25 protein-coding genes, 1 tRNA gene and 1 other RNA gene are annotated in these 22976 nt (G+C 39.3%); 18 read left to right on the top strand and 9 right to left on the bottom strand.

Annotation, left to right across the window (positions count from 1 at the left end; translation table 11 throughout):
* Window positions 1–114: 114 nt before the first annotated feature.
* Complete coding sequence (locus tag E2626_RS12995) at window positions 115–633, bottom strand: CotY/CotZ family spore coat protein (RefSeq protein ID WP_134382195.1); 519 nt, start codon at window positions 631–633, stop codon at window positions 115–117.
* Between the two features lie 148 nt (window positions 634–781).
* Between E2626_RS12995 and E2626_RS12990 the strand changes: the two genes are divergently transcribed.
* From E2626_RS12990 to E2626_RS12960, 7 genes are all read left to right on the top strand, one after another.
* Window positions 782–1207, top strand: coding sequence for a sporulation protein (locus E2626_RS12990; RefSeq protein ID WP_134382194.1), 426 nt, complete (start codon window positions 782–784; stop codon window positions 1205–1207).
* Window positions 1208–1219: 12 nt separating this feature from the next.
* Entirely contained in the window at window positions 1220–1678 is a 459-nt protein-coding gene (spoVAC, locus tag E2626_RS12985; RefSeq protein WP_134382212.1) for a stage V sporulation protein AC, read from the top strand.
* Window positions 1679–2695 (top strand): stage V sporulation protein AD, encoded by a 1017-nt coding sequence (gene spoVAD, locus E2626_RS12980; RefSeq protein WP_134382193.1) that lies wholly within the window; start codon window positions 1679–1681, stop codon window positions 2693–2695.
* Between the two features lie 2 nt (window positions 2696–2697).
* Window positions 2698–3054 (top strand): stage V sporulation protein AE, encoded by a 357-nt coding sequence (gene spoVAE, locus E2626_RS12975; protein ID WP_134382192.1) that lies wholly within the window; start codon window positions 2698–2700, stop codon window positions 3052–3054.
* 63 nt (window positions 3055–3117) lie between these two features.
* The gene (locus E2626_RS12970) at window positions 3118–3234 is read left to right on the top strand and encodes a YjcZ family sporulation protein (RefSeq protein ID WP_039808466.1); all 117 of its coding nucleotides are present in this window, start codon (window positions 3118–3120) and stop codon (window positions 3232–3234) included.
* Window positions 3235–3308: 74 nt separating this feature from the next.
* Window positions 3309–3563: a stage VI sporulation protein F gene (locus E2626_RS12965; protein WP_134382191.1), complete on the top strand. Its 255-nt coding sequence runs from the start codon at window positions 3309–3311 to the stop codon at window positions 3561–3563.
* Window positions 3564–3662: 99 nt separating this feature from the next.
* Window positions 3663–3953: a hypothetical protein gene (locus E2626_RS12960; RefSeq protein WP_134382190.1), complete on the top strand. Its 291-nt coding sequence runs from the start codon at window positions 3663–3665 to the stop codon at window positions 3951–3953.
* Between the two features lie 48 nt (window positions 3954–4001).
* Here E2626_RS12960 and E2626_RS12955 read toward each other — a convergent pair whose 3' ends face one another.
* The 3 genes from E2626_RS12955 to E2626_RS12945 form a co-directional block, all read right to left on the bottom strand.
* A complete protein-coding gene (locus tag E2626_RS12955) occupies window positions 4002–4424 on the bottom strand; it encodes a GNAT family N-acetyltransferase (protein ID WP_134382211.1) in 423 nt (140 codons plus the stop codon).
* Complete coding sequence (locus tag E2626_RS12950; RefSeq protein ID WP_134382189.1) at window positions 4424–4942, bottom strand: YjcG family protein; 519 nt, start codon at window positions 4940–4942, stop codon at window positions 4424–4426. The genes E2626_RS12955 and E2626_RS12950 overlap by 1 nt, the downstream gene beginning before the upstream one ends.
* 84 nt (window positions 4943–5026) lie before the next feature.
* Window positions 5027–5761 (bottom strand): alpha/beta hydrolase, encoded by a 735-nt coding sequence (locus E2626_RS12945; RefSeq protein ID WP_134382188.1) that lies wholly within the window; start codon window positions 5759–5761, stop codon window positions 5027–5029.
* 193 nt (window positions 5762–5954) lie between these two features.
* On the opposite strand from E2626_RS12945, the gene E2626_RS12940 reads away from it, so the two are divergent.
* The 6 genes from E2626_RS12940 (at window position 5955) to E2626_RS12915 (ending at window position 11905) form a co-directional block, all read left to right on the top strand.
* On the top strand, window positions 5955–6500 hold the full coding sequence (locus E2626_RS12940) for a phosphatidylglycerophosphatase A family protein (protein WP_134382187.1): 546 nt from the start codon (window positions 5955–5957) through the stop codon (window positions 6498–6500).
* Between the two features lie 218 nt (window positions 6501–6718).
* Window positions 6719–7693 carry a TAXI family TRAP transporter solute-binding subunit gene (locus E2626_RS12935; RefSeq protein ID WP_134382186.1) on the top strand — a complete coding sequence of 325 codons (975 nt, stop codon included), beginning with the start codon at window positions 6719–6721 and terminating at the stop codon, window positions 7691–7693.
* 79 nt (window positions 7694–7772) lie between these two features.
* Window positions 7773–8294 (top strand): DUF1850 domain-containing protein, encoded by a 522-nt coding sequence (locus E2626_RS12930; RefSeq protein WP_134382185.1) that lies wholly within the window; start codon window positions 7773–7775, stop codon window positions 8292–8294.
* Window positions 8287–10275 carry a TRAP transporter permease gene (locus E2626_RS12925; protein WP_134382184.1) on the top strand — a complete coding sequence of 663 codons (1989 nt, stop codon included), beginning with the start codon at window positions 8287–8289 and terminating at the stop codon, window positions 10273–10275. Before E2626_RS12930 ends, E2626_RS12925 begins: the two co-directional genes overlap by 8 nt.
* A 186-nt stretch (window positions 10276–10461) precedes the next feature.
* Window positions 10462–10534 (top strand) — tRNA-Val (locus tag E2626_RS12920).
* A 252-nt stretch (window positions 10535–10786) separates the two neighbouring features.
* Window positions 10787–11905: an NAD(P)/FAD-dependent oxidoreductase gene (locus tag E2626_RS12915; RefSeq protein ID WP_134382183.1), complete on the top strand. Its 1119-nt coding sequence runs from the start codon at window positions 10787–10789 to the stop codon at window positions 11903–11905.
* Between the two features lie 11 nt (window positions 11906–11916).
* Here the strand turns inward: E2626_RS12915 and E2626_RS12910 are convergent, their stop codons facing one another.
* Complete coding sequence (locus tag E2626_RS12910; RefSeq protein WP_134382182.1) at window positions 11917–13185, bottom strand: ATP-binding protein; 1269 nt, start codon at window positions 13183–13185, stop codon at window positions 11917–11919.
* Between the two features lie 93 nt (window positions 13186–13278).
* Between E2626_RS12910 and ssrS the strand changes: the two genes are divergently transcribed.
* Window positions 13279–13471: non-coding RNA, 6S RNA (gene ssrS, locus E2626_RS12905), on the top strand.
* Window positions 13472–13514: 43 nt separating this feature from the next.
* On the opposite strand, the gene kynA is transcribed toward ssrS, so the two are convergent.
* Complete coding sequence (gene kynA, locus E2626_RS12900) at window positions 13515–14333, bottom strand: tryptophan 2,3-dioxygenase (RefSeq protein ID WP_134382181.1); 819 nt, start codon at window positions 14331–14333, stop codon at window positions 13515–13517.
* A 195-nt stretch (window positions 14334–14528) separates the two neighbouring features.
* Here kynA and E2626_RS12895 point away from each other — a divergent pair, with 195 nt between their 5' ends.
* Entirely contained in the window at window positions 14529–16349 is a 1821-nt protein-coding gene (locus tag E2626_RS12895) for a sensor domain-containing phosphodiesterase (RefSeq protein ID WP_134382180.1), read from the top strand.
* A 116-nt stretch (window positions 16350–16465) separates the two neighbouring features.
* On the opposite strand, the gene E2626_RS12890 is transcribed toward E2626_RS12895, so the two are convergent.
* From E2626_RS12890 to E2626_RS12880, 3 genes are all read right to left on the bottom strand, one after another.
* Window positions 16466–17740 (bottom strand): lysine N(6)-hydroxylase/L-ornithine N(5)-oxygenase family protein, encoded by a 1275-nt coding sequence (locus tag E2626_RS12890; RefSeq protein WP_166786823.1) that lies wholly within the window; start codon window positions 17738–17740, stop codon window positions 16466–16468.
* Between the two features lie 334 nt (window positions 17741–18074).
* Window positions 18075–19520 (bottom strand): aldehyde dehydrogenase, encoded by a 1446-nt coding sequence (gene aldA / locus E2626_RS12885; protein WP_134382178.1) that lies wholly within the window; start codon window positions 19518–19520, stop codon window positions 18075–18077.
* 69 nt (window positions 19521–19589) lie between these two features.
* Window positions 19590–20027, bottom strand: a complete 438-nt coding sequence (locus tag E2626_RS12880; protein WP_134382177.1) for an SACOL1771 family peroxiredoxin — start codon at window positions 20025–20027, stop codon at window positions 19590–19592.
* A gap of 112 nt (window positions 20028–20139) precedes the next feature.
* Here E2626_RS12880 and E2626_RS12875 point away from each other — a divergent pair, with 112 nt between their 5' ends.
* From E2626_RS12875 to E2626_RS12865, 3 genes are all read left to right on the top strand, one after another.
* Window positions 20140–20820, top strand: coding sequence for a response regulator transcription factor (locus E2626_RS12875; RefSeq protein WP_134382176.1), 681 nt, complete (start codon window positions 20140–20142; stop codon window positions 20818–20820).
* A complete protein-coding gene (locus E2626_RS12870; protein ID WP_134382175.1) occupies window positions 20817–22169 on the top strand; it encodes a sensor histidine kinase in 1353 nt (450 codons plus the stop codon). The genes E2626_RS12875 and E2626_RS12870 overlap by 4 nt, the downstream gene beginning before the upstream one ends.
* A 64-nt stretch (window positions 22170–22233) precedes the next feature.
* Window positions 22234–22947, top strand: a complete 714-nt coding sequence (locus E2626_RS12865) for a PepSY domain-containing protein (protein WP_244094326.1) — start codon at window positions 22234–22236, stop codon at window positions 22945–22947.
* Window positions 22948–22976 lie beyond the last annotated feature (29 nt).

Raw genomic sequence — 22976 nt, 5'->3', positions numbered from 1 at the left:
ATGGTTTATTTTATTGGTTATATACATATTTTAGAATTTCAACAGTCTGAAAAAAGACATCCTAAAAAAGGATGTCTTTTTTTATAGAGAAAGATCTGGGAGATTCCCTTCTAATTAGTCACAAATACCAAGGTATACATCTTTAATACATTGAACAGCACAGAAGCAGCTCAAATCAACTGTGATACAACTGTCTGTTGAATCAAACTCAGTCACTTTACAAAGTTTGCCCAGATTAATTTTCGTTCCACAATCATTCAAAAGGTCAACTTCTTTACCATGGTGGTCTCTTGGTTCAAGAACACGAAGTGTTGCACAGCACCCATCAAAAATTGATTCTACTCTGAAGAATACTGAGATACAATCGTGATCTTTAAAGTCAGTGTCTTTGTAAAAAGCATGGAACGGTGATCCGTCTTTAGATTTCAACATGAATACGCGAGTATCAGCACGACGTCTTCTAGAAGGCGCAGTTAAATCACCAAGCGGCTCCAGAAAGCAGTTAGTCAAACATGGCTGACAATCTACATCTACAGCGTTGTCCTGAATGTCTTTAACTGCCCGGACAACTTCACATACGCAGTTACGATGATCTCTTTCTCCGCTTACCTCATTATTTTTGCCACAACCCATATTTTCTCCTCCTTTACTTGAATTCTATATACTTTATTCAATCTCCACTGCCAAAGATTGGTCATTCGCCGTGTTTTTAAAAATTAGGCATAAATCCTTTCATATACAGACAAACTATCTGTATTCAGATATGTGAAGAGGCGATAGGATGAAAAAATTTATATTATCTTTTTTTAGTGTGATTTTATTATCCGGCTGTGCAATTTTTGAGCAGAGCGGACCGATCCATATTAAAATCCACGATTCCGAGAATGAAACAATTAAAGAGGTATCGCAGCACATTGAAGGTACGAAAGAGCTCTATGATTCAGTTGTAGTCGCTGCAGATTCTACATTGGTCATTAGTTATAAAGTAAAGCACCTATACCGTTTTGAAATGAAATCTATTGAAAAGAAAATGAAGAACTGGTTAGAAGAGAAGTATCCCGAAAAAGAAATTGTGCTTTCGAGTGATTATAAAATCTTCATTGAACTGTTTGAGTTTTCAGATCAATGGAATAAAGGAAATTTAAATGAAAAAGATGCACTGGACGAGGTAGAAAAGATTATTCAACTAAAGAAAGAAATGACCTGAGAGGTGAATAATATGACGGGCAATTGGATCAAACAATCAAAAGATGCTGCTGATCAGCATGAAATAAAAAGACCTGTGCTTAAAAATTGTATCAAAGCGTTTTTAGTGGGTGGATTCATTTGTTTTGTCGGTCAGGTGGTCACGCTGATCCTCATCTTGTTTTTCCCGTTTACTGAACAGACTGCGAGTAATCCCACAGTAGCAATTATGGTGTTTTTCTCCATGCTGTTAACCGGTTTTGGCTTCTATCAAAAATTGGGTCAATTTGCAGGTGCAGGGAGTGCAGTTCCGGTGACAGGTTTTGGTAATGCTGTTGTTAGTGCCGCTATTGAACATAGAAGTGAGGGGCTTGTGCTTGGAGTTGGTGGCAATATTTTTAAACTCGCAGGTTCTGTCATCGTTTTTGGTGTAATATCGGCATTTTTTTTAGCACTGATCAAAACTATACTCATTCAAATTGGAGTCATCTAAATGAAAACATGGCACTTTCCCTCCTATCCATCAATTATTTCTTCAGGTGTGGCAGCTGGCCCATTTGAAAAAAACAGTCCATATGCTTCATCATTTGATACATTTTTTGAAGATCTGTATATGGGAGAAAAAAGCTTTGAAAAAGCTCAGAGAAAGCTCATGGAAACATCAGTCAGTTCAGCCCTGCTAAAAGCCGGGATGTCAGAGCAACAAATAGATTGTCTTATTTTTGGTGACTTAATCAATCAAATCACTCCTTCAAATATGGCTGCGCGATCTATAGGTGCGCCATATCTGGGTATATTCAGTGCCTGTGCAGGTTCAATGGAAGGGCTGGCGCTGGCAGGAGCACTTATAGATGGAGGCTACGCAGATTCTGTATTAACGGGTGTATCCAGTCATAATGCTTCTACTGAAAGGCAATTCAGATACCCAACGGAATATGGGGGTCAGAAGCCGCCTACTGCGCAATGGACGGTGACAGCAGCGGGATCAGCAATTGTGAGCAGTGATAAAGAAAGAAATGCTTTAGCTCATATTGAAAAAGCAACAATTGGAAGAGTTCAGGATATCGAAGTGACGGATCCATTTAATATGGGTGCTGCAATGTCATTGGCAGCTGCAGATGTGATCGAAAGACATCTGATTCAAAGTAAAGACTCAGTAGCCGATTATGATCTGATTATAACGGGAGATCTAGCTGAAATTGGACACGCTGCTGCAAAAGATATTTTAAGTAAAAAAAATATTCACCTTTCATCTGAGCAGTTTATTGACTGTGGAAAGATGATCTATCAGGGTGTGGAAGAAGTACAGGCAGGGGGAAGCGGACCAGCATGTTCAGCTTCGATGGTCTATGGTTATTTTGTAAATGAGCTGGCCAAATCATCTTTAAACCGCATTTTGGTAGTCGCAACAGGTGCGTTATTATCACCTCTTACTTTTCAGCAAAAAGAAACAATCCCGTGTATTGCTCATGCAGTTTCACTCATTAAACCAATAAAAGGAGGCCAATGAATATGTTACCAATGTTCTTTTGGGCATTTATTGTAGGTGGATTTATTTGTGTCATTGGCCAGCTGATGATGGACTTATTAAAAATGACTCCAGCACACACGCTCAGTACGCTTGTTGTGAGTGGTGCTGTGCTGGAGGCGTTTGGGTTATATGAGCCGCTGATTGATTTTGCGGGTGCAGGTGCTACAGTTCCAATTACATCATTTGGGAATGCACTGCTTCATGGCGCGATGCAGGAAGCGGAAAAACATGGAATCATTGGTGTGATGACAGGTATGTTTGAAGTGACAAGCTCTGGTATTTCAGCAGCGATTATTTTTGGATTTATAGGTGCGCTAATTTTTAAACCTAAAGCCTGACTGTTTGCCCAATCTTTCTATTTCACTCTTACATAGAATATAGAAGTCAGAGGGGGTGAAGTTATGTACGGCAACTGCGGATATGGCAATTATGGTGGGTACAACGGAGGCTCTACTTTTGTGCTGATTGTTGTGCTTTTCATTCTGTTAGTTATTGTTGGAGCAAGTTTCTATTATTAATGGCGCAAGTTTCAAATTGCGCAAAAGCCACTCCGGGTAGGGGTGGCTTTTGACAATGAAAGGGAGGGATAAAGGTGAATGATGCTTTTTTTAAAAAAATAGAAAATAAAACAGGGGTTAATATGGATCAATTATTTGCACTTGCCAATGCTTTTCAGCACGCTGACTTTAATGATGAAAAGACAGTTAGAAAACTTGTTCGGCAGGTTGCATCCGCAGCAGGTAAGCCAGTTACGAAAGAGATGGAAGAAAAAATAGCAAAGACTGTTACAGCAAAAGGAGAAAAAATTGATTATCAAACATTATCCAATATGATTAATAAAAAATAACCCCCACAAAAAATATTGATTTTCAGTAAAGTGTAAAGAAAGGTTTAATAAATTGTAAATAAGGTTATTTAATAATATAAGCATTCGGAGGTGAGAAGAATGGGCTACATCGCACCAGTTAATCATCTGCAATATCAACAGTATGCCGAGAGAGTAACAATGAAAGATTATGATCCATACTATTTAACGCCTGTTCAAAGAGTGGGACCACTACGCAGATCAGACAAAGACTTTGAAGAAGAGCTGGAAAACGAAATGGATAAACGTGAAAAGAAACGTGAATCAGACTTTAAAAGCGGTGATGCACCAATCTTTCACATCCAGACAATTCCACCACATCTCATTCCAAAAGTTACAGGCAAAGGTCAGAACTTTAATGCTTCAATCTAATATAAAAGCAGCTGTGAACATTCACAGCTGCTTTTTTCTTTTCTATAATTAAAGATCTTTTTGCATTTTAAAGTGCGGAATGCCTGCATCCATAAATTCATCAGAAACGACGTGATAACCCAGCTTCTCATAAAATCCAAGCGCATGAGTTTGCGCATTTAAGACTAACGCGCTTATACCATTTTCTTTTGCGTAATTCTCAACTTCCTGCATCAGTAGTATGCCGGCATGTTTTCCACGCAAAGATTTCATTACGCAAACCCGTTCGATCTTCCCTTTACCATCAACCAGTCTGAAGCGTCCTGCACCTGATGGCTGATCTTCTGCATACAAAACAAAGTGGGTGGACGACGGATCAAATGAATCAAGTTCCAATTCTTCAGGTACATGTTGTTCTTCAACAAAAACTTTCTTTCTTACTTTAAAAGCTTCTTCTAATTCGAGTTCATTTTCAACTTTTTTCACATACATCAACTGTCACCGCCACCTAAACGATATGTTTCATATACAGTCCAAGAGCCATTTTCAAGCTGATATAATAAATGAAATCTGTCCACCGTTTCTTCATGATCAACTCCTGCCATCCGAAGTGATCCATAAACATCAGAATGTTCATCGTTGGAAAGCTTCTGTGCAATTGTAATGTGGGGAACAAATGAATATTGTGATTTAACCCCGAACTCTTCATTGTGAAGGGACTGATATAGATTGATCAATTCAGGAACTGAATCAACTTTCATGTAAATAACATTATTAACAGGCTGGAAAGAACTGATTTTGTAAGCCCTCAAAGTAAAAGGCTCAGCATCTTTAGCAATGCCTTCAATCTTTTTAGCGATCTTATTAATTTCTTCATCTGTTGCATCAAACGGTTCCTTTAATGTCAGGTGAGGCGGAATTAAAGAATAATGTGGATCATAACGCTTTCTGTACGAGTTAGCAAGATCCTGTAATTTTTTTGAAGGAAATACTGCGATACCGAACTTCATGATTTGTCAGCCTCCTCATATCAAACATAAATTGTGAGTTTCTTCATACAATTATATCAAACAAACGTGTCAAAATTGCCTCTATTAATAAGAAGTTTTTCTAAACATTTTTTTCATCACACGTGGTAAATCAGGCTGCCAGAATTTCCATGAATGATCACCATCAAATTCATCATAAAAAACACTGTATTTTTGCTCCTCCATGATTTGATGGAGTTCTCTGTTCGGCTCAAGGAAATTAGCTTCAGAGCCATCCGTCTTTTTAACAGCAGTTTCACCTGTTCCAATAATGTGATAAAAGTTAACCAATTGAACATCTTTAAATTGCTGAGCGTTATTCAATACATCATCATTTACCAGTGGTGACTGCATGATTACTCTCCCAAAGGTGTTAGGATATTTTAAAGCAGTTTGGAATGAAACCGTTCCAGCCAGAGAATCACCGATTAATGCACGTCCAATTCCGATATTATAAGTAGGATATTTATCATCAATAAAAGGAACCAACTCTCTTGCGATAAATCTCACATAAGCATCATGCTGGCTTCCCTGTGGATGATATTTGTCATAACGGTCTTTCACATTTTTATATGGGACTCCTATAAAGATCAGGTTTTCGATCTCTTCATCTTCATTTAATTGATCAAGCAGTCTGGGAATTCTTCCAAGCTGGAAGTAATCTTTCCCATCCTGAGCAATTAACACGGTGTATTTATATAGAGGTGAATAATTATGAGGAAGATAAACGAGCAGATCCATATCCTCCTGAAGTGCCTCACTGTAAAACGTATGTTCTTTCACTGTCCCTGTCTTAGGCATGAAAAGTCCTCCTGTTACAAAAAAAGTTTGAAGCGTTTACAAATAGATTGTATCATATCATTCTATAGAGTTCGCAAATTCAGTCTATCTGATCGTATCTCTTGAATCCCAGGCGACTTCGCTTAGTAGGCCAGTTATCATATGAAAGGCCGCTTGGATCTCCAAAAAAAATGATATATGAAGGAGTTTTAATATGACACAGGAAAGAGTCCATTCCCATGACGTAACTCAGGCAGCCCATGATGTATTGCTTGAAAGAGGCGTCAAGATCAGTGATATAGCAGAAATTGTTTTTGAAATGCAGGGGCCATATAATGAAAAGCTAAAAATGGAAGAATGCATTGAAAGTGTAGAGAAAGTGCTATTAAAAAGAGAAATGCAGCACGCAATCCTCGTTGCGGTGGAACTGGATCGTCTTGCAGAACAAAAAAAGCTTTCAGAACCACTGCAGACGCTTGTTGAAACAGATGAAGGACTATTTGGAGTAGATGAAACGATTGCTCTTGGCGCTTCTTTGGGATATGGAAGCATTGCTGTTACAACTTTTGGTCACCTCGATAAAAACAAAATCGGTATTATAGAAAAGCTGGACACTAAAAGAGGTGGAGGTATTCATACGTTTTTAGATGATATGGTAGCTTCAATTGCAGCTAATGCTTCCTCAAGGTTAGCGCACCGTTTGAGAGATATTGAAGAAAATCTGCCGAAAAATGAAAGAAGAATTATCGAAGACGAATAAAAATATTCAAATTTTATACAAAACCCCTTAATATTTTACACAAAATATTACAATTAGTGTCAAGTTCATTCACTTTTAGATAGCGTTTTCATTGCTGTCTTATCAATATTTAAAGAAACATGAATATTGACCGAAGTGTTTTAGGTTTGACACAAATGTAATAATGCATGATAAAATAGTATACGCAGTTATGCAATTTTATAAAAGGGGGAACTACTTTGAAAAACAGAAAGTTTTATCTAAGCATGATTCTGCTACTTGCAGTATCAATGATTCTTGCTGCGTGCGGCGGAGACGAGAGCGGCAGCGGAGATGGTGAAGACGGCGGTTCAGACCAGCCTGAATTTATTAACATTGCTACAGGCGGTACAGGCGGTACATACTACCCGCTTGGTGGAACATTTGCTCAGCTGATTGAAGACGAAACAGGTATTACAACTACTGCTAATACTTCAAACGCTTCTGCTGAGAACATGGCAATGATCGACAGTGAAGAAGTTGAAGTTGCATTTGTTCAGACGGACATTGCTTCTTACGCTGTTGAAGGGTCACAAATGTTTGATGCACCGATCGAAACAATTCAGGGGCTTGCAACACTATACCCTGAAACAATTCAAATCGTAACAAGTGCTGATTCAGGTATCGAATCAGTAGAAGACCTTGCTGGTATGACTGTATCAGTAGGAGAATCAGGTTCAGGTACACGCCTGAATGCAGAACAGATTCTTGAAGTCCACGGACTGTCATTTGATGATATGGATGTTCAAAATCTTTCATTCGATGATTCAACAACTGGTATCCAGGATGGATCAATCGATGCAGCATTCATCACTGGAGGAACTCCAACTGGAGCTGTAGAAGGTCTTGCTGCACAAGTTGATGTAGTAATCGTGCCAATTGAACAGGATATGGCTCAGTCTTTAATGGATGAATACCCATTCTATTCAGAGGATGAAGTTGCTTCAGGCACATATGGTCTTGAAGAAGCAGTTCCAACTGTAGCTGTTCAGGCAATGCTTGCTGTGTCTTCTGAGCTTTCAGATGATGTTGTTTACGACATTACAGCTGCAATCTTTGAAAACACTGACTCGATCACTCACCCTAAAGGTGAATTCATTACTGTAGACACTGCACTTGATGGCATTGGAATCGATGTACATCCTGGTGCTCAGCGTTACTTTGATGAGCAATAATTAAAGATTGTATGAAATGATATGAGGCAAACAGGTCCAATTGGGCCTGTTTGCCCATTCTTATGGAGTTGTAAATGAAATGCAGAAGAAAAAAATCATTCCGATACTGGTTATCATTGTAGCAGGAGTATTTTTTGCTGCTGTATTTCTACCATTCAAACAAGCAATTACGTTTCATCATCAGGAAACTGGAAACCTGATCAGTTATATCCCAATGACAAATCAGAATGAGTTCCAGTTGCAATACACGCATTCAATTCACAAGTCAGATGTCATTGATTACTATGAAATCACTGACACAAATGAGATTAGACAAATTGCACTTGAATATGAAGATATGGCAATTGGCATGCCATCGAATGCACTTTATGAAGGTGAAGAATTTGTTCAGGAAGATGGAAAATACAGGATAGAAAATATGAATCGTCTGTTTCCATCTATTAATCTGCATACAAGTCAGGTTGTAGTCAGTCATGTTTTTCATTATGATAACAGTGACTATGCCCTGCATGATTATATTGAAACAGGAACGTTTATTACAATATCTATTAATCAATTAACTTTATTGGATTTATGGAGAGGAGTTGGAATGGATGACTGAGGAAAAAAGCAAAGCCGAGCTGGAACACAAAGATGATGAACAGTTCGGAGAAAAAGAACAGAAAGACCTGTTAGCTAAATATGATCCGGATGCGAGAACCAAGCAATATAAAGGTATATTAAACTGGATCGTTTTTATAGGACTTATTACTTTTTCAGTTTTTCAAATTTATGCGGCAGTTACACAGTCTATTCCAAGACAAACGCTATTATCTATTCACCTGGGATTTGCACTCACATTAGTGTTCCTTTTATTTCCCGTTACAAAAAAGAAGGTTGGGCAAAACAAGCTGACCTGGTATGACAGCATTCTTGCATTGCTGTCTATATGGGTGGGCGCTTACTATCCATTGAATGAAGATCGAATCGTCAATACAATTGGTTCAATCTCACCGATGGATTTCTGGACGGGACTCATTGCCATTCTGTTAGTGCTTGAGGCCACAAGAAGAGCAGTAGGACTTCCAATTACGATCATTGCGATCACATTTATGGCATATGCCTATTTTGGACCACAAATGCCAGGTTTCCTGCGTCACAGAGGATTAAACTTGGAATCATTAGTCAATACAATGTTTATTTCATCTGAGGGTATTTTCGGGACGCCGCTATACGTCTCAGCTACTTTTATATTTCTATTCCTGTTATTCGGGGCTTTTCTTGTTAAAACAGGGATTGGTCAATACTTTAATGATCTGGCAGTTGCGTTTGCAGGTAAAGCAGTCGGCGGTCCTGCAAAAGTTGCTATTTTCTCCAGTGCAATGCAGGGAACAATCAGCGGGAGCTCTGTAGCTAACGTTGTAACTTCCGGTTCATTCACGATCCCGATGATGAAAAGACTAGGTTACAGGAAAGAGTTTGCCGGTGGTGTTGAAGCAGCTGCTTCAACAGGCGGACAGCTGATGCCACCGATCATGGGTGCAGCAGCTTTCCTGATGGTCGAATTCATCGGTGGGGTAACTTACTGGGAAATCGCTAAGGCTGCAACAATTCCTGCTTTACTTTATTTTGCAGGGATCTGGATCATCACACACTTTGAAGCAAAAAGAATCGGACTTACAGGTCTTCCTGATTCTGAAATACCGAAAAAATCAGAAGTTCTTAAAAAGATTTACTTACTGACACCGATTTTTGCAGTTATCTTCTTATTGCTCGATGGTAATTCAATTATCAGAGCAGCACTTTATTCAATTGTCATTACGATTCTGGTCAGTATGATTCGTAAAGACACGCGTATCAATATCAGAAAGTTTTTCGATGGACTGGCAGATGGAGCAAGAACAGCCTTGTCTGTAGCCGTGGCAACAGCCTGTGCAGGTATAATTGTAGGGGTTGTTACACGAACAGGGTTAGGTCTTAAGCTGGCAAATGGACTTGTAGATCTATCCGGCGGAATTCTGTTGCTTACACTTTTCTTTACAATGTTTGCAGCAATTATCCTTGGAATGGGATCACCAACGACAGCAAACTATGTTATCACAGCTACAATTGCAGCACCGGCACTGATCCTGCTGGATGTACCGCCGCTTGCAGCTCACTTGTTTGTGTTCTATTTCGGAATCGTTGCCGATATTACACCACCTGTAGCGCTTGCAGCGTTCGCCGCCGCAGGGGTCTCGGGGGGAGAACCGATACGAACCGGGGTCAATGCCGCCAAACTTGCCATTGGCGCATTTATCATCCCGTATATGTTCGTACTTTCCCCACAGCTGTTATTGATTGATACCAATGCCGGTGAAATTACACTGTCAGTTGTTACAGCTCTGGCTGGTATGACGGCCATTGGTGCAGCAGTTATTGGTTATTGGTACAGACCGGTTCACCCGATTGAAAGAATCCTGGCATTAGCAGCAGGATTAATGCTTATTTATCCTGAAGGCATCAGTGATTTACTTGGAGCGGGTCTTTTCGTAGCACTGCTGGTACTTCAGTTTGTATGGAATAGAAAAGATAAAGATAACTTACAAACAGCAAAAGCATAAAACAGCATTCTGTTCCCGGATTTATATTCGGGAGCAGAATTTTTTTGTTAGCGCTGTTCAGCTGAAATATAGTCATATTTCATCAGAAAAGAGAATCTGAATTTCAAAAGGAACCTTTCTGTGCTTTACCTGATTGACAATGAAATCACTAAAAGGTATTATAATATTTGTCCTTATACATATTTTGATTCCGTAGCTCAGTTGGGAGAGCGCCACCTTGACAGGGTGGAGGTCGCTGGTTCGAGACCAGTCGGAATCATATCCTGAAACGCCTGAACCAATTGGTTTGAGCGTTTTTTTTGTATAGGCTGTGTTAATGATTTCCGCTTCAGGCGGACGCGCACGGACGGCGGTGAGCCTCCTCGAGCTGAAGCTCTGCGGGGTCTCACCTAACCGTCTTCTCATGCTGGAGTCGCCGCCTTACGCTGCAATCACAGCTGTGCTAAAACAACATTAGATTTTAACATAGCTTTTGTATAAAAATACTATTTGTAAGTTATGGGGTGTTAGCATGAAAAAAATCATTGTAATTGGTGGAGGTATTGCGGGTGCATCTGCAGCATATTATTTGTCAAAACAGTACTGTGAGGTCATATTAATTGATCGTGAAGATGCTGGCCAGGCAACTAATGCTGCAGCAGGAATCATCTGTCCGTGGCTTTCACAACGCAGAAATAAAAAATGGTACTTTCTCGTAAAAGAAGGAGCGGCCTACTATCCTGATCTTATCAGAATGCTGGAGGATGATGGAGAAACAGATACGGGATATAAAAAAACCGGTGGAATCGTACTTCACAAAGAAGAAAAGAAAAGAGATAAAATGATTGAGCGGGCTAAACAGAAGGTAGAAGATGCACCGGAAATAGGAGAGGTGACATCTATGGATGCCTCTGAAGTAATGAAGATGTTTCCATACGTATCAACAGAATTTTATGGGGTTCATGTCTCAGGGGCTGCAAGAGTAGACGGCAAAAAGCTCAGAAATTCTTTGATCAATGGAATGAAGAAGAATGGAGGGCAATTGATTACCGGTGAAGCAGAATTAGTGATGAATAATGACTCTGCGACAGGTGTAAAAGTCGATCACGAGGTCATTTCAGCAGATCGAGTGATTGTAGCGGCAGGGGCCTGGGCTCCACATATTTTTAGACAATGTGATTTTGAGCTGGATGTATCTTTTCAGAAAGCTCAAATTGTTCACCTGGGTGTTGAAGAGGACACAGATATGCTTCCTGTTGTCATGCCGCCTGGAGATCAGTATCTACTGGCGTTTGATGAGCATCGTGTTGTGGTTGGGACTACCCATGAAAATGGAGTGAAAATGGACGATAAAGTTACTGCCGGGGGTGTGCATGAAGTGCTTGGAAAAACACTTAACATTGCAGCAGGTCTGGCGCACGCAGAGCTGATTGAAACGCGGGTAGGTTACAGACCGTTTACTCCGGATTTTTTGCCAGTAGTGGGTCCGTTTCCTGATATTCATCATGTATATTTTGTTAATGGCTTAGGTTCTTCCGGGCTTACTTCAGGTCCATTTATAGGTAAAGAGATTGCGAAAATGGCTTTAGATGAACATTCCCTGCTAAATCCAAACGACTATCCTGTTCAAAACGTAATTAAAGAGCGCTAAAAAAGCGCTCTTTATTTTTTTACTTCATATACAGGGAGGGAGATATCAAAACTGGTCCCCTGATTTTTTGCACTGGACACTTTAATAGTCCCGCCTATAGCTCTGATAATGCTGTATGACACCATCAATCCAAGACCGGTTCCTTTTTCTTTTGTTGAAAAGTAAGGTTCCCCGAGTCTGTTCATTTCCTCAGCCGTCATCCCTACACCCTGGTCTGTCACACGAATAGCATATCCATCGATTTGCTGAGCTGCATAAACCTTTAATATTCCGCCTTCCGGCATCGCTTCAATTCCGTTTTTAAAAATATTAATTAAACCCTGTTGGAATTGTTTTTGTTCAGCTCTTAACATAGCGTTTTCAGGCAGGTTTTCATTGATGATTATGCTGACATTATTCATATTAGCCAGAGGTTGTATCACTTTGATGGAATGATTGATTTCTTCTTTTATATTAATTAAGGTGTGCTGTTCTGTAGCCGGTTTAGCGAATGTTAAATAATCATTAATAATATCTGTTGCATGATCGATTTCTTTCAAAGCAGTGTCGAGATAATACCGCTGTTTTTCATTATGAGTATCATCCTGAAGCGCCATTTGAATAAATCCTCTGCTGACAGTAAGAGGGTTTCTGACCTCATGTGAAATACTGGCTGCAAGGTGACTGACAACAGATAATTTTTCAGCTCTGATCAAATCATTCAAAATGAGAAAATTGGATCTGATAATTTCCCATAAAATTAATGCGATCATTAGTCCGACTATATTAATAAGGGTGAAAGTGATCCAAACATCAAGCGGCATCATCACATCAAATATAATATATGACAAAGTTAGATTGCATATAACCAGAAAAGACACCAAAAGTGTTGCAATGAGTATTTTACCCGGAATCTGCGAACGTTGAAATTTTTTCATGAAAATAAAATAAAAAACCCACATCAATAATAACGTGATTGTAGATATTAATACGCCATCTCCGCCAAGCAGTCCCCGGCTGAATATAGTGAAAACAGTTAAAAATATACCCATTGGATACCCACCGTATAGCGTACCTAAAATGATTGGGGTGGCGCGGAGATCCCATAAGAATCCCTCATTGATTGTAAAAGGGAAGGATAGGCATAATAATATCGAAATGGCCGGGAAAATTGCAGCCAGTTTCCCTTCTTTATTCTGAAGCCGGTTACGATAAGAATAAAAGTAAACAATTTGTATAAATAACAAAGGAAGGATCATTAATAAAAAATTTACGAGTAAGTCTTTAGTTAAAACATCCATATATCATACTCCATCATATTAGTCAGTACGTATCATAACATACATTTTAAGCAATAAGATTGAAAATTTCCTGCTGTTGAGCTATGATTTTTATTCAGGCTGCGTTGTTCGTATGTTCTAAGTAAGTTTTAACCTTTGATCTATAAACGGGAGTTTTAAATAAAAGCCGGATTGCCATGCCTCATCAGCGTATGAGGACGCGCATGAACGCTTTTGCGAACACCCACTTTGAGGAGTGGTGGTTTAAAAACTTTCTTAATAAAACTACGGCAAAAGCGGCTGTAAAAAACCGGGGAGTTTTCCCCGGTTTTTTTGATTCAAAATATGATCTAAAGTTCGGTTCTTAATTCCCAAAGCTCCGGAAAAAAATATGTGTCCAGCACACTTTTTAAATAATTGACTCCAGAAGAACCACCAGTACCTTTTTTAAATCCAATGATTCTTTCAACTGTTTTCATATGGCGGAAGCGCCATTGCTGATGCCAGTCTTCCAGGTCTACTAATTTTTCAGCAAGCTGATAGAGCGTCCAGTACTTTTGACTGTCTTTATAAACTTCGCTCCAAGCTGCTTTAACCTCTTCGCTTTTCTCATATGGTTTCGAAAAATCTCTGTTCAGCAGACCCTCCGAAATTGAAAAACCTGCCTGTGAAAGTTTATCGATTGCAATATCGTACAATCCTTTATTTTGATAAGCTTTTTCAAGCACACTGTATACTTCCTGATCCTGTTGATAAATTTTAAGAATATGCGGAATTTTATAACCCAAAGAAAATTCAATCAACCGGTATTGATAAGATTGGAACCCGGATGCTTTCCCTAGAGAATCACGAAATTCAATATACTCTGAAGGTGTCATCGTCGCAAGAACATCCCAGGCTTTAATGATCTGTTCCTGTATTTTAGAGACACGTGCGAGCTGTTTGAAAGCAGGCTCGAATTGATCGTTTATTAATGATTTACAAGCAGCCTGAATTTCATGGATGATCAGCTTCATCCATAGCTCGCTAACCTGATGAATCACGATAAAAAGCATTTCATCATGATGTCCGGATAGACGATTTTGTGCTGAAAGTAATTGATCCAGTGATAAATAATCGGCATAAGTCATATCATCTTTAAAATCGGTATAGACTTGCTGGTCACTCATATTCTGCACATCCTTTTAATTTATTCTTAACCGCTTATCATTTTAACAAATTTCGTTATAAATTTAAGAAATATTAAAAATAATTTCTAACTTATATGAGAAATGTGGTAAAATTGTTTCATTACATAAAAATATATAGGTCTTTATACTTTGTTTGACGTCGATTACTCAATATGTTTGAAGAAGGTGTACAAAGTGTCTAAAATCGATCATTCCCTCTTTAGAATTCAGCAGCAGCGTCTTTTCCAGCTGGCAAAAGCAAAAAAGATATCGGCACATGAACTTCAGTCCACTGTAGAACAGCTTTGTGAAGCGATGTCTGAAATGATTCAATGTGAAAGAGTAGGTGTTTGGGTATTTGACAAGGAAAGGCCTGCCTTAACAGCATTAAACATTTATGAAGATGGACATTCAAAAGGTGATGTGCTGCATAAAAAAGATTTCCCGAAATATTTTAAGTTACTTCAGGGAACAAGAGTGTTATCTATTTGTGATGTAGCGACAGATGAAAGAGTGAAAGAACTTTACCCTCATTATTTTGAGTCGGCGGGAAACATCAAGTCATTAATTGATGCTCCGATAGTCATGGCCAACGGCGTAATGGGTGTTATTTGCTGTGAGACATCACAACAGATTGAATGGGGGAAATTGGAGGAGTCACTCGCAGGTACTTTTGCAGATTTGATTGCCTTTCTTTTTGACAGTATTCAGCAGCAGGAGCTTGAACAGAAACTTGAATCTCTCGCTTATTATGATCGGCTCACCACACTGCCAAACCTAAATATGTTCTATAAAGAAGCAGAAAAACGCATGACTTATTCATGGAATCCTTCTGTTTGTTATATAGAAATTGATCAACTGAATCAGATGATAGATGCACTCGGGTATGATTCGGGAGATGTCATTGTAAAGGGGATTGCAGATAGATTTATACATTTACTCATAGATGGAGAATTTCTGGCAAGGGCAGATCAGGCACATTTTGTATTATTCATGAATCATACTAATATCAAAGAAAGAATAGAACAAATACAATTCTTATTAACAACACCGTTTAAAGTGAATGATCTTGATGTTACTGCTTCGTTCAGCTTTGGGATCAGTCAATTGCAGGGGTCTGTGAAAGAATTGCTGCAAACAGCGCAAATTGCTTTAAACAGAGGGAAAATGAAATCCTCGAGAAGCAGTCTGACTTATTTTACGGAAGATATGAAAGAGTCCAGCCGTGATTTTTTCGAAATAGAAATGAACCTGAGAAAGGGGCTGGAACTGAACCAGTTCACATTGTATTATCAGCCTCAAATCTCAGCTGTAAACGGTCAAATTGAAGGTTTTGAAGCGCTTGTCAGATGGAATCATCCTGAGATAGGGCTTGTACCTCCTAATGTTTTTATCCCACTTGCGGAATCTACCGGATTTATTGTTCCTTTAGGAGAATGGATCATAAAGGAATCAATAAAAAAACTTCAGGAACTTCATCACAACGGAATGGAAGAAATGATCATCTCGGTGAACATATCTCCAAGACAGTTTATTCATGAAAATCTGCCACATGTGATCGAGCACACTTTGGAACAATATGAAGTATCGCCGGATAAACTATGTCTTGAAATTACAGAATCAGTTGCAATGGAAGAAAACAAGCTGGTAATTGAGAGATTAAATCTGTTTAGTGAAAAAGGGATACAGATTTCAGTAGATGATTTTGGAACCGGGTTTTCGGCCTTTGTCTACTTACAGGAATACCCTGTAAACGAAATCAAAATCGACAGAGAGTTTATCAGGCTTTTAACACAAAACAAAAAAAGTGAGGCACTGGTTAAAACGATTATAGACCTGGCAGAAAACTTGGATCTGTCCGTTATAGCTGAGGGGGTTGAAACGAAAGAACAATTGTCCATACTCCGTGATCTTGGCTGTCAGAGGTTCCAGGGATACCTGATCAGCAAACCGATCCCTTCAGAGGAATTGAATATGTGGATGAATAGTTTTGAGTTCAGCTATTTTAAGCAATGAACCGCGTGTTGGAATAAGGCTTCCTGTGAGGTAGCTGAAAGTGTATAGAGATTATTTTACATGAGAAAGTCGGACAAATTTCATTTGCCCGACTTAGAGACTTAGAGTGCATGAATCTATTCAAAGGATTGAAAAGTGACGTTTCTAGGGTTTTTATAAACTTCTCTGCCTGCTATTTTGTTAATGATATGTACATTTCTGTTCACAGCCATTCCCATGTTAGTCGCTTCGGCACCATGGGTTTTTTCAATTGATGTAAGCAGGAAAACATTTCCGGGACGGTTTTCGTTAAACTGCAGAGAGTAATCTCTTGATACTGCAAAATGCCCGTTCTCCATTTTTGCATGATTGAAAGCCTTGCTGAAAAAGGATGGCAGGTTTGGCTGGTAGCCTGTGGCTGCGATTATTTTGTCAAAGGATCGTTCGAACGATATATGAGACAGCTGATGCTCGAAAGTGCTTGTCAGCATATGATCTTTTTGATAAATATCTTTCAATTCTGCATTTGGCTGGATCGTAATGTTGAGCTGTTTTCCTCCGGATGAACGGTGATACATCCAGCGGTAAATAGAGTTGAGTGTAGCGGGAGCAATTCCATTTCTAACGTAATCGAGCATAGATAATGCATGTTCTCTTTTTTCTAAAGGCAATTGATGAAAATAGTCAGTAAAGTCAGGCGTGAAAAATTCCTGGCCGAATTTTGACGATTCCAGCTGAAGAATTCCGGGTGATCTTGTATACCAGGACAGGTGATAGTTGTGATAGGGCTGAGACTCTAATAAATCTAAAAAGATTTCAGCTGCACTCTGACCGGATCCAATGATCGCTATAGACTCCGAATTTTTATACTGTTCTTTAATATTTGTGTATTCAGATGAGTGACTGAGCCCGGGAGTATTTCGTGCAGGGGAAGGCAGATAAGGATTACTGCCGGTTCCCAGACTGATATTTTTTGCAAGATAAGTTTCATTTGTACCATGTGCAGTCCCGACAGTAACTTCATAATATCCTTTTTCAGATTGATCCTGAATGGAAACAACGCTGCGGCTGTATAAGCAATTATCTAACCGGGAAGCCGCCCATTTTGCATAATGATTGTATTCTTCTCTCGGCATTTCAAACTCTTTAAATGAAAAGAACTGATACATACGGTTGTGTTCATGTAAGTAGTTCAAATAGGTGAACTGACTCTTGGGATTCGCGAAAGTGGCTAAATCTGCAAGGAAAGCAACCTGTAAATCGGTGCCATCAATCAGCATGCCGGGATGCCAATTAAACTCATCATTCTTTTCGAAAAACAGTGCGTCAAATGCATCAGCTTCCTGAATTAATGCTGCCATCCCCAAATGGTAGGGCCCCAGACCAATGCCGATCAGATCATATATTTTCATTCCATCATCTCCTGCCCTCATTCATTAAAATACCAATAAAAAATGGCTCCTGCTATATCAGCAGAAAACCATTAGAGGTTGTTATTATTGTAAATGATTAGATACTAGTAAGAAAGAGTAAAAGGGCAGTAATGACGCCTGTTCCGGCAAATCCTGTAAGTATATCCGACTTTGTATATGAAACGTTTTCTTCTCTCATGATGATGTCCTCCTATGTTAAACGTTATGTTTTAGTGATATTAGTCCATTCCCGGACCATACCTGATTAAACAATTTAAGAGCAAAAAGAAGAAAAAAGACCCATGCTTTTTTATCGCATGGGTCTTTTACCATATTACTCTGTTTTATACTGCATATACGCAACATGTGTGACAAGGAAGTCATCAAGGCCATGTTTGCCGTCAGCTCCGCCCAGCCCTGACTTGCGAACACCAGCGTGATATCCCTGCAGCGCTTCAAAATTTTCACGATTGACGAAAGTTTCACCAAACTTCAAACCATTAATGACTCTCATTGTTTCATGATAGTTTTCTGTATAAACAGAGGAAGAAAGTCCGAATTCAGTATCATTACTCATTTCAATTGCTTCATCCAGAGTTTTGTAAGTGACAATCGGTAGTACAGGTCCAAATATTTCTTCTTTAATAATTGACGATTCATGCTTTACGTTACCCAGAACAGTAGGAGGATAGAAGAAGCCTTTTTCTCGGTCAATCGGTTTTCCACCTGTTAAGATTTCTGCGCCTTCCCTAACAGCTTTCTCTACCATCTCGTGGACTTCATCAAGTCGATCTTTACTGACGAGTGGACCGATATCCAGGTCAGACTCTTCGTTAGGGTTTCCAGCCCGAGATTTTTCCATCGCTTCAGTCAATTTTTTTGTGAAATCTTCAGCAACGGATTCCTGTACGTATACACGTTCAGCATTCGTACAAGCCTGACCGGAGTTTGTTAACCTTGAAGTCACAATATGTTTGACTGCAAGATCCAGATCTGCATTCTCCGTTACAATCGCAGGTGCTTTACCACCTAATTCTAAATTGACTTTAGTAATATTCTGAGCAGCAGCTTCCATTACTTTTGTTCCAGCACCGACGCTGCCAGTCATTGTAACGATTCCAACTTTTGAATGTGAAGCCATCACGTTACCAATTGTAGAGCCAGTTCCAGTTACATAATTGTAAACACCTTTAGGGATCTCTTCCATACCATCAATGATTTTGGTGAACTCGGCGGCTGTGTTTGGCGTCTGCTGACTTGGTTTCAATACAATCGTGCATCCTGCTATAAGTGCTGTCGCAACTTTTCTTGCGAGGATAAAAACCGGGAAGTTCCATGGTACGATTCCGGCTACAACACCAATAGGTTTTTTATAGATTAAAATATTCTCATTCGGTCGGTCACTTGGGACGATCTCACCTTCAATTCTGCGTCCCCATTCTGACATATAATGAAAATAATCAATCGCTGTATCTACTTCATCAGAAGCCTGATCCTTTGGCTTACCCTGTTCCTCGATTAACAGATTAATGAAAGTCTCACGTTTTTCTTTTATTTGATCCCCAAGCTTTCTTACAATTTTTCCGCGTTCATTGGAAGGAACCTTTTCCCATTGTTTTTGAGCTTCAAAAGCTGCGTCAATTGCTTTGTTCACATCTTCTTCTGTTCCTTTTGGCGTCTGTGAAATAACTTCTTCAGTAGCTGGATTAATAATATCAATCCATTCATCACCGGTTGAGTCTGCATATTGTCCGTTTATATAAAGTTTATGTTTGATCATTATAAATCCTCCTAATTGTGTAATACTCTATGTTTTCCACAATTAGAAAGATAGAAACATTTTGATGCTCTAAATAGATTGAAAGTTTTTCTCAAGCCTGATTTCAACATTTCCTTTTAACGCACGTGAAATCATACAGCTTTGTTCGGATTGCTCCATATAACGCTCTATCTTGTCCTTATATTTGGCCTCTGCTTTTACGAAAGGCCGATGAATAATTGTTTTATAAGTGATAACACCTTTAGAATCCACTTCAACAATGCCCTCAGAACCCATAGACATTTCTTCAACTGAAATATCTGCACGTTCAAGCTTTGCAGCAAGTGTAATGATATAGCAGGTAGCTGCAGCACCCAGCAGCATTTCATCAGGATTTGTTCCGATACCCGGACCGTTCATTTCAGGAGGGATTGAGATTTCTGTCTTCAAATTTCCGGACTCAATTGTTCCGACATTATTCCGTCCACCTGGCCATTCAGCTTGTAAATGAAAAGTATGTTCAGCCATCAAATCTTCCTCTCTTAATAAAGTTCATCAATATTGTAACATCGAAGTTCAAAAAGGAAGCGTTATGAAACCTGTGCTACAATATTTTTAAAATGAACCGGGAGAGATCGTCATGAAGAAAAAAGTGCTGATCGTTGAAGATGAAGAAAAAATCGCCCGTGTATTGGAGCTTGAACTGGGCTTTGAAGGGTATTCAACCGAAAAAGCGTTTTCGGGCTATGAAGCACTTGAAAAATACAGATCAGGGGAATGGGATTTGATTCTGCTTGATGTCATGCTTCCTGAAATGACAGGGATCGAACTGCTTCGGAGAATCCGCTCTTCAGACAACCAGACGCCGGTAATTTTGCTGACTGCAAAAGATTCAGTTGAGGACAAAGTTTCGGGGCTCGATCTTGGCGCCAACGACTATATTACAAAACCATTCCAAATTGAAGAGTTGCTGGCCCGGGTAAGAGCAGTACTGCGGACTAAGAGATCTGATCTGCAGTCAAATTTGTCTGCAGGGGATCTTGTGTTGAATGAACAGACCAGAGAAGTAAAAAGAGGCTCAAATGAAATTGATTTAACACCGCGTGAATTTGATTTGTTGGTGTATATGTTGAAAAATATCAGACAGGTATTAAACAGGGAACAAATATTGAATGCAGTGTGGGGATATGATTATTACGGTGATACAAACGTTGTTGATGTATATATCAGATACTTACGCAAGAAGATAGACCTCGGGGAATGCCCACAGTTAATCCATACTGTCAGAGGGGTCGGGTATGTATTGAAGGTGACTGAATGAAGCTCCAGCATAAAATCCATTTATATACGTCTGGAGTATTTGCAATTCTCCTGTTTTTAATCAGTCTGGCCATTTATTTCACGTTCAGTAATGTTACTTATAATAGTGAGCTTAACTCGGCTGAAATGAATGCATCCAATACGGCGGCGGGCATGATTAGTAGTGCAGGACTGATTCCTGAAGAAGATTTATTAAGAGCTTTTGGTCCTCTAAATGGTGCTGCTTCAATCGTCACTAATGACTCCGCCTCTCTTGGAACAGCAATATCAGCGGGGCAAAATGAGTTGAGAAATACCGAAAAAACTTTTTACAATAATCAACTTGCTGAAATAGTGGATTTAGATCACGGAAAATATACATTTGTATCGATACCAGTCATATGGACGGATGGCTCAGTTGTGAATCTGCAAATGTATGAAAGTATTGATACGGCTGTATCAAATTTGCAAGTGTTACGAAATACGCTTGCAGGGGTAATGATACTTGCACTTATTCCTGTATTCATTTCAGGCAGGCTTTTAGGTAATGTCATAATGGGACCAATCAGGGCAATGACAGGGACGATGAAAGAAATACAAAAGAGCGGTGAATTTAAAAGAATTCCTCTTGAAGAGAAATCCAAAGACGAATTGTATGAGATGGGAGACAGTTTTAACCATATGATGAATCTCCTTGAAACCAACTATGAGAAGCAGGAGCAATTTGTTGCTAATGCATCTCATGAGCTGAAAACGCCTCTCACAGTCATCGAAAGTTATGCCAGTTTGATTAAGCGCAGAGGAATTGACAACCCGGAAGTGGTAGGGGAATCGGTTGAAGCGATTCACTCCGAGGCTATCAGGATGAAAGATTTAACTCAACAGCTGCTATTGCTTGCCAAGCACGGGGAGCAGTGGAAACTTTCGATCGAAGAGTTTGACATCAAGTATTTATTGGAGGAATCTGTTCAAGGTTTCAGAAATGCATACAGAAGAGAAATTGTATTTGAAGCGGAAGAAAGTATTGTTGCATCAGCAGATAAACAAAAATTAAAACAGCTTATTTATATCCTTATGGATAATGCCATTAAATATAGTAAACAGGAAATCAAAGTGAAATTAAATACTGAGGGTCAGCAAGGGAAAATCACCGTGGAAGATAAAGGAATCGGTATCCCGGAAGATGACCTGCCGAAAGTATTTGACAGATTTTACAGAGTAGATAAAGCAAGAACAAGAGCGTCGGGTGGTTCGGGTCTTGGTTTATCACTGGCAAAAGAATTATCAGAGGCTCTCGGCATGGAGATTTCGCTTCAAAGTACAGAAGGAAAAGGCACGACTGCATCAATCCTTTTTCAAATTAATTTTTAATGGGTTTCTCATTAAATTCTAATTTGTACCGGGTATGATTAAGGAAAAAGCTGAGGTGAAAACGGTGAATAAGCAAAGGATTATATGGATGACCGGTGGTGCCCTCATCGTTCTGATTCTGATTGTAGTCGTTCAGCAGTTTATGACTTCAGGTACTTCAGCTGCTCCAATGTCTCAAGAAGAAGCCATTCAACTCATTAATGAAAGATATCCGGGAAGCAATGCAGAACTTGTTGAAGAAAGCGGGAATACTTTTTTATTCAGCCTGGAAAATGACCAGGGTTTTTATGAGTTAGAAATAGACCGTGAAAATAACAGTGTTGCTTATCTTGAAAATATATCTTTACATGATCGTCAATCTGAAGCAGACCAGAAAGAAATAACTGAAGAGGAAGCAATTGAAGTTGCCAGGCAGCGAAGTGATGGTGAGGTGGTATCAAGTACGCTATCGGAGTCAAATGGACAAAAAAACTTTGAAGTTGTGCTAGAAGAGGAAACACGTATCGTGACACTACTTGTTAATGCGATATCAGGAGAAGCAGAAGTAACAAATGAAGAGTCGAAAGAAACCGAAGAACCTGCAAGAATATTATCTGAACCGGAAGCCATTGAAATTGCGCTCGACGCAGTAAATGGTGAAGTTGATGATGTTGACCTTGAACAGTCAAATGGTGTAACTTACTTTTTGATTGAGATTGAATCAGATGATGATGATGAAGCAACTGTTCAGGTCAATGCCATTACCGGAGAGGTTATGAGTACTGTATGGGATGATTAAGACAAAGCGGACTCAGGTAGTCCGTTTTG

This window comes from Jeotgalibacillus salarius (assembly GCF_004405125.1).
Lineage (GTDB): Bacteria > Bacillota > Bacilli > Bacillales > Jeotgalibacillaceae > Jeotgalibacillus > Jeotgalibacillus salarius.
Note: the sequence above shows the minus strand (reverse complement) of the source record. Positions and strands in the feature narration are given on the sequence as shown.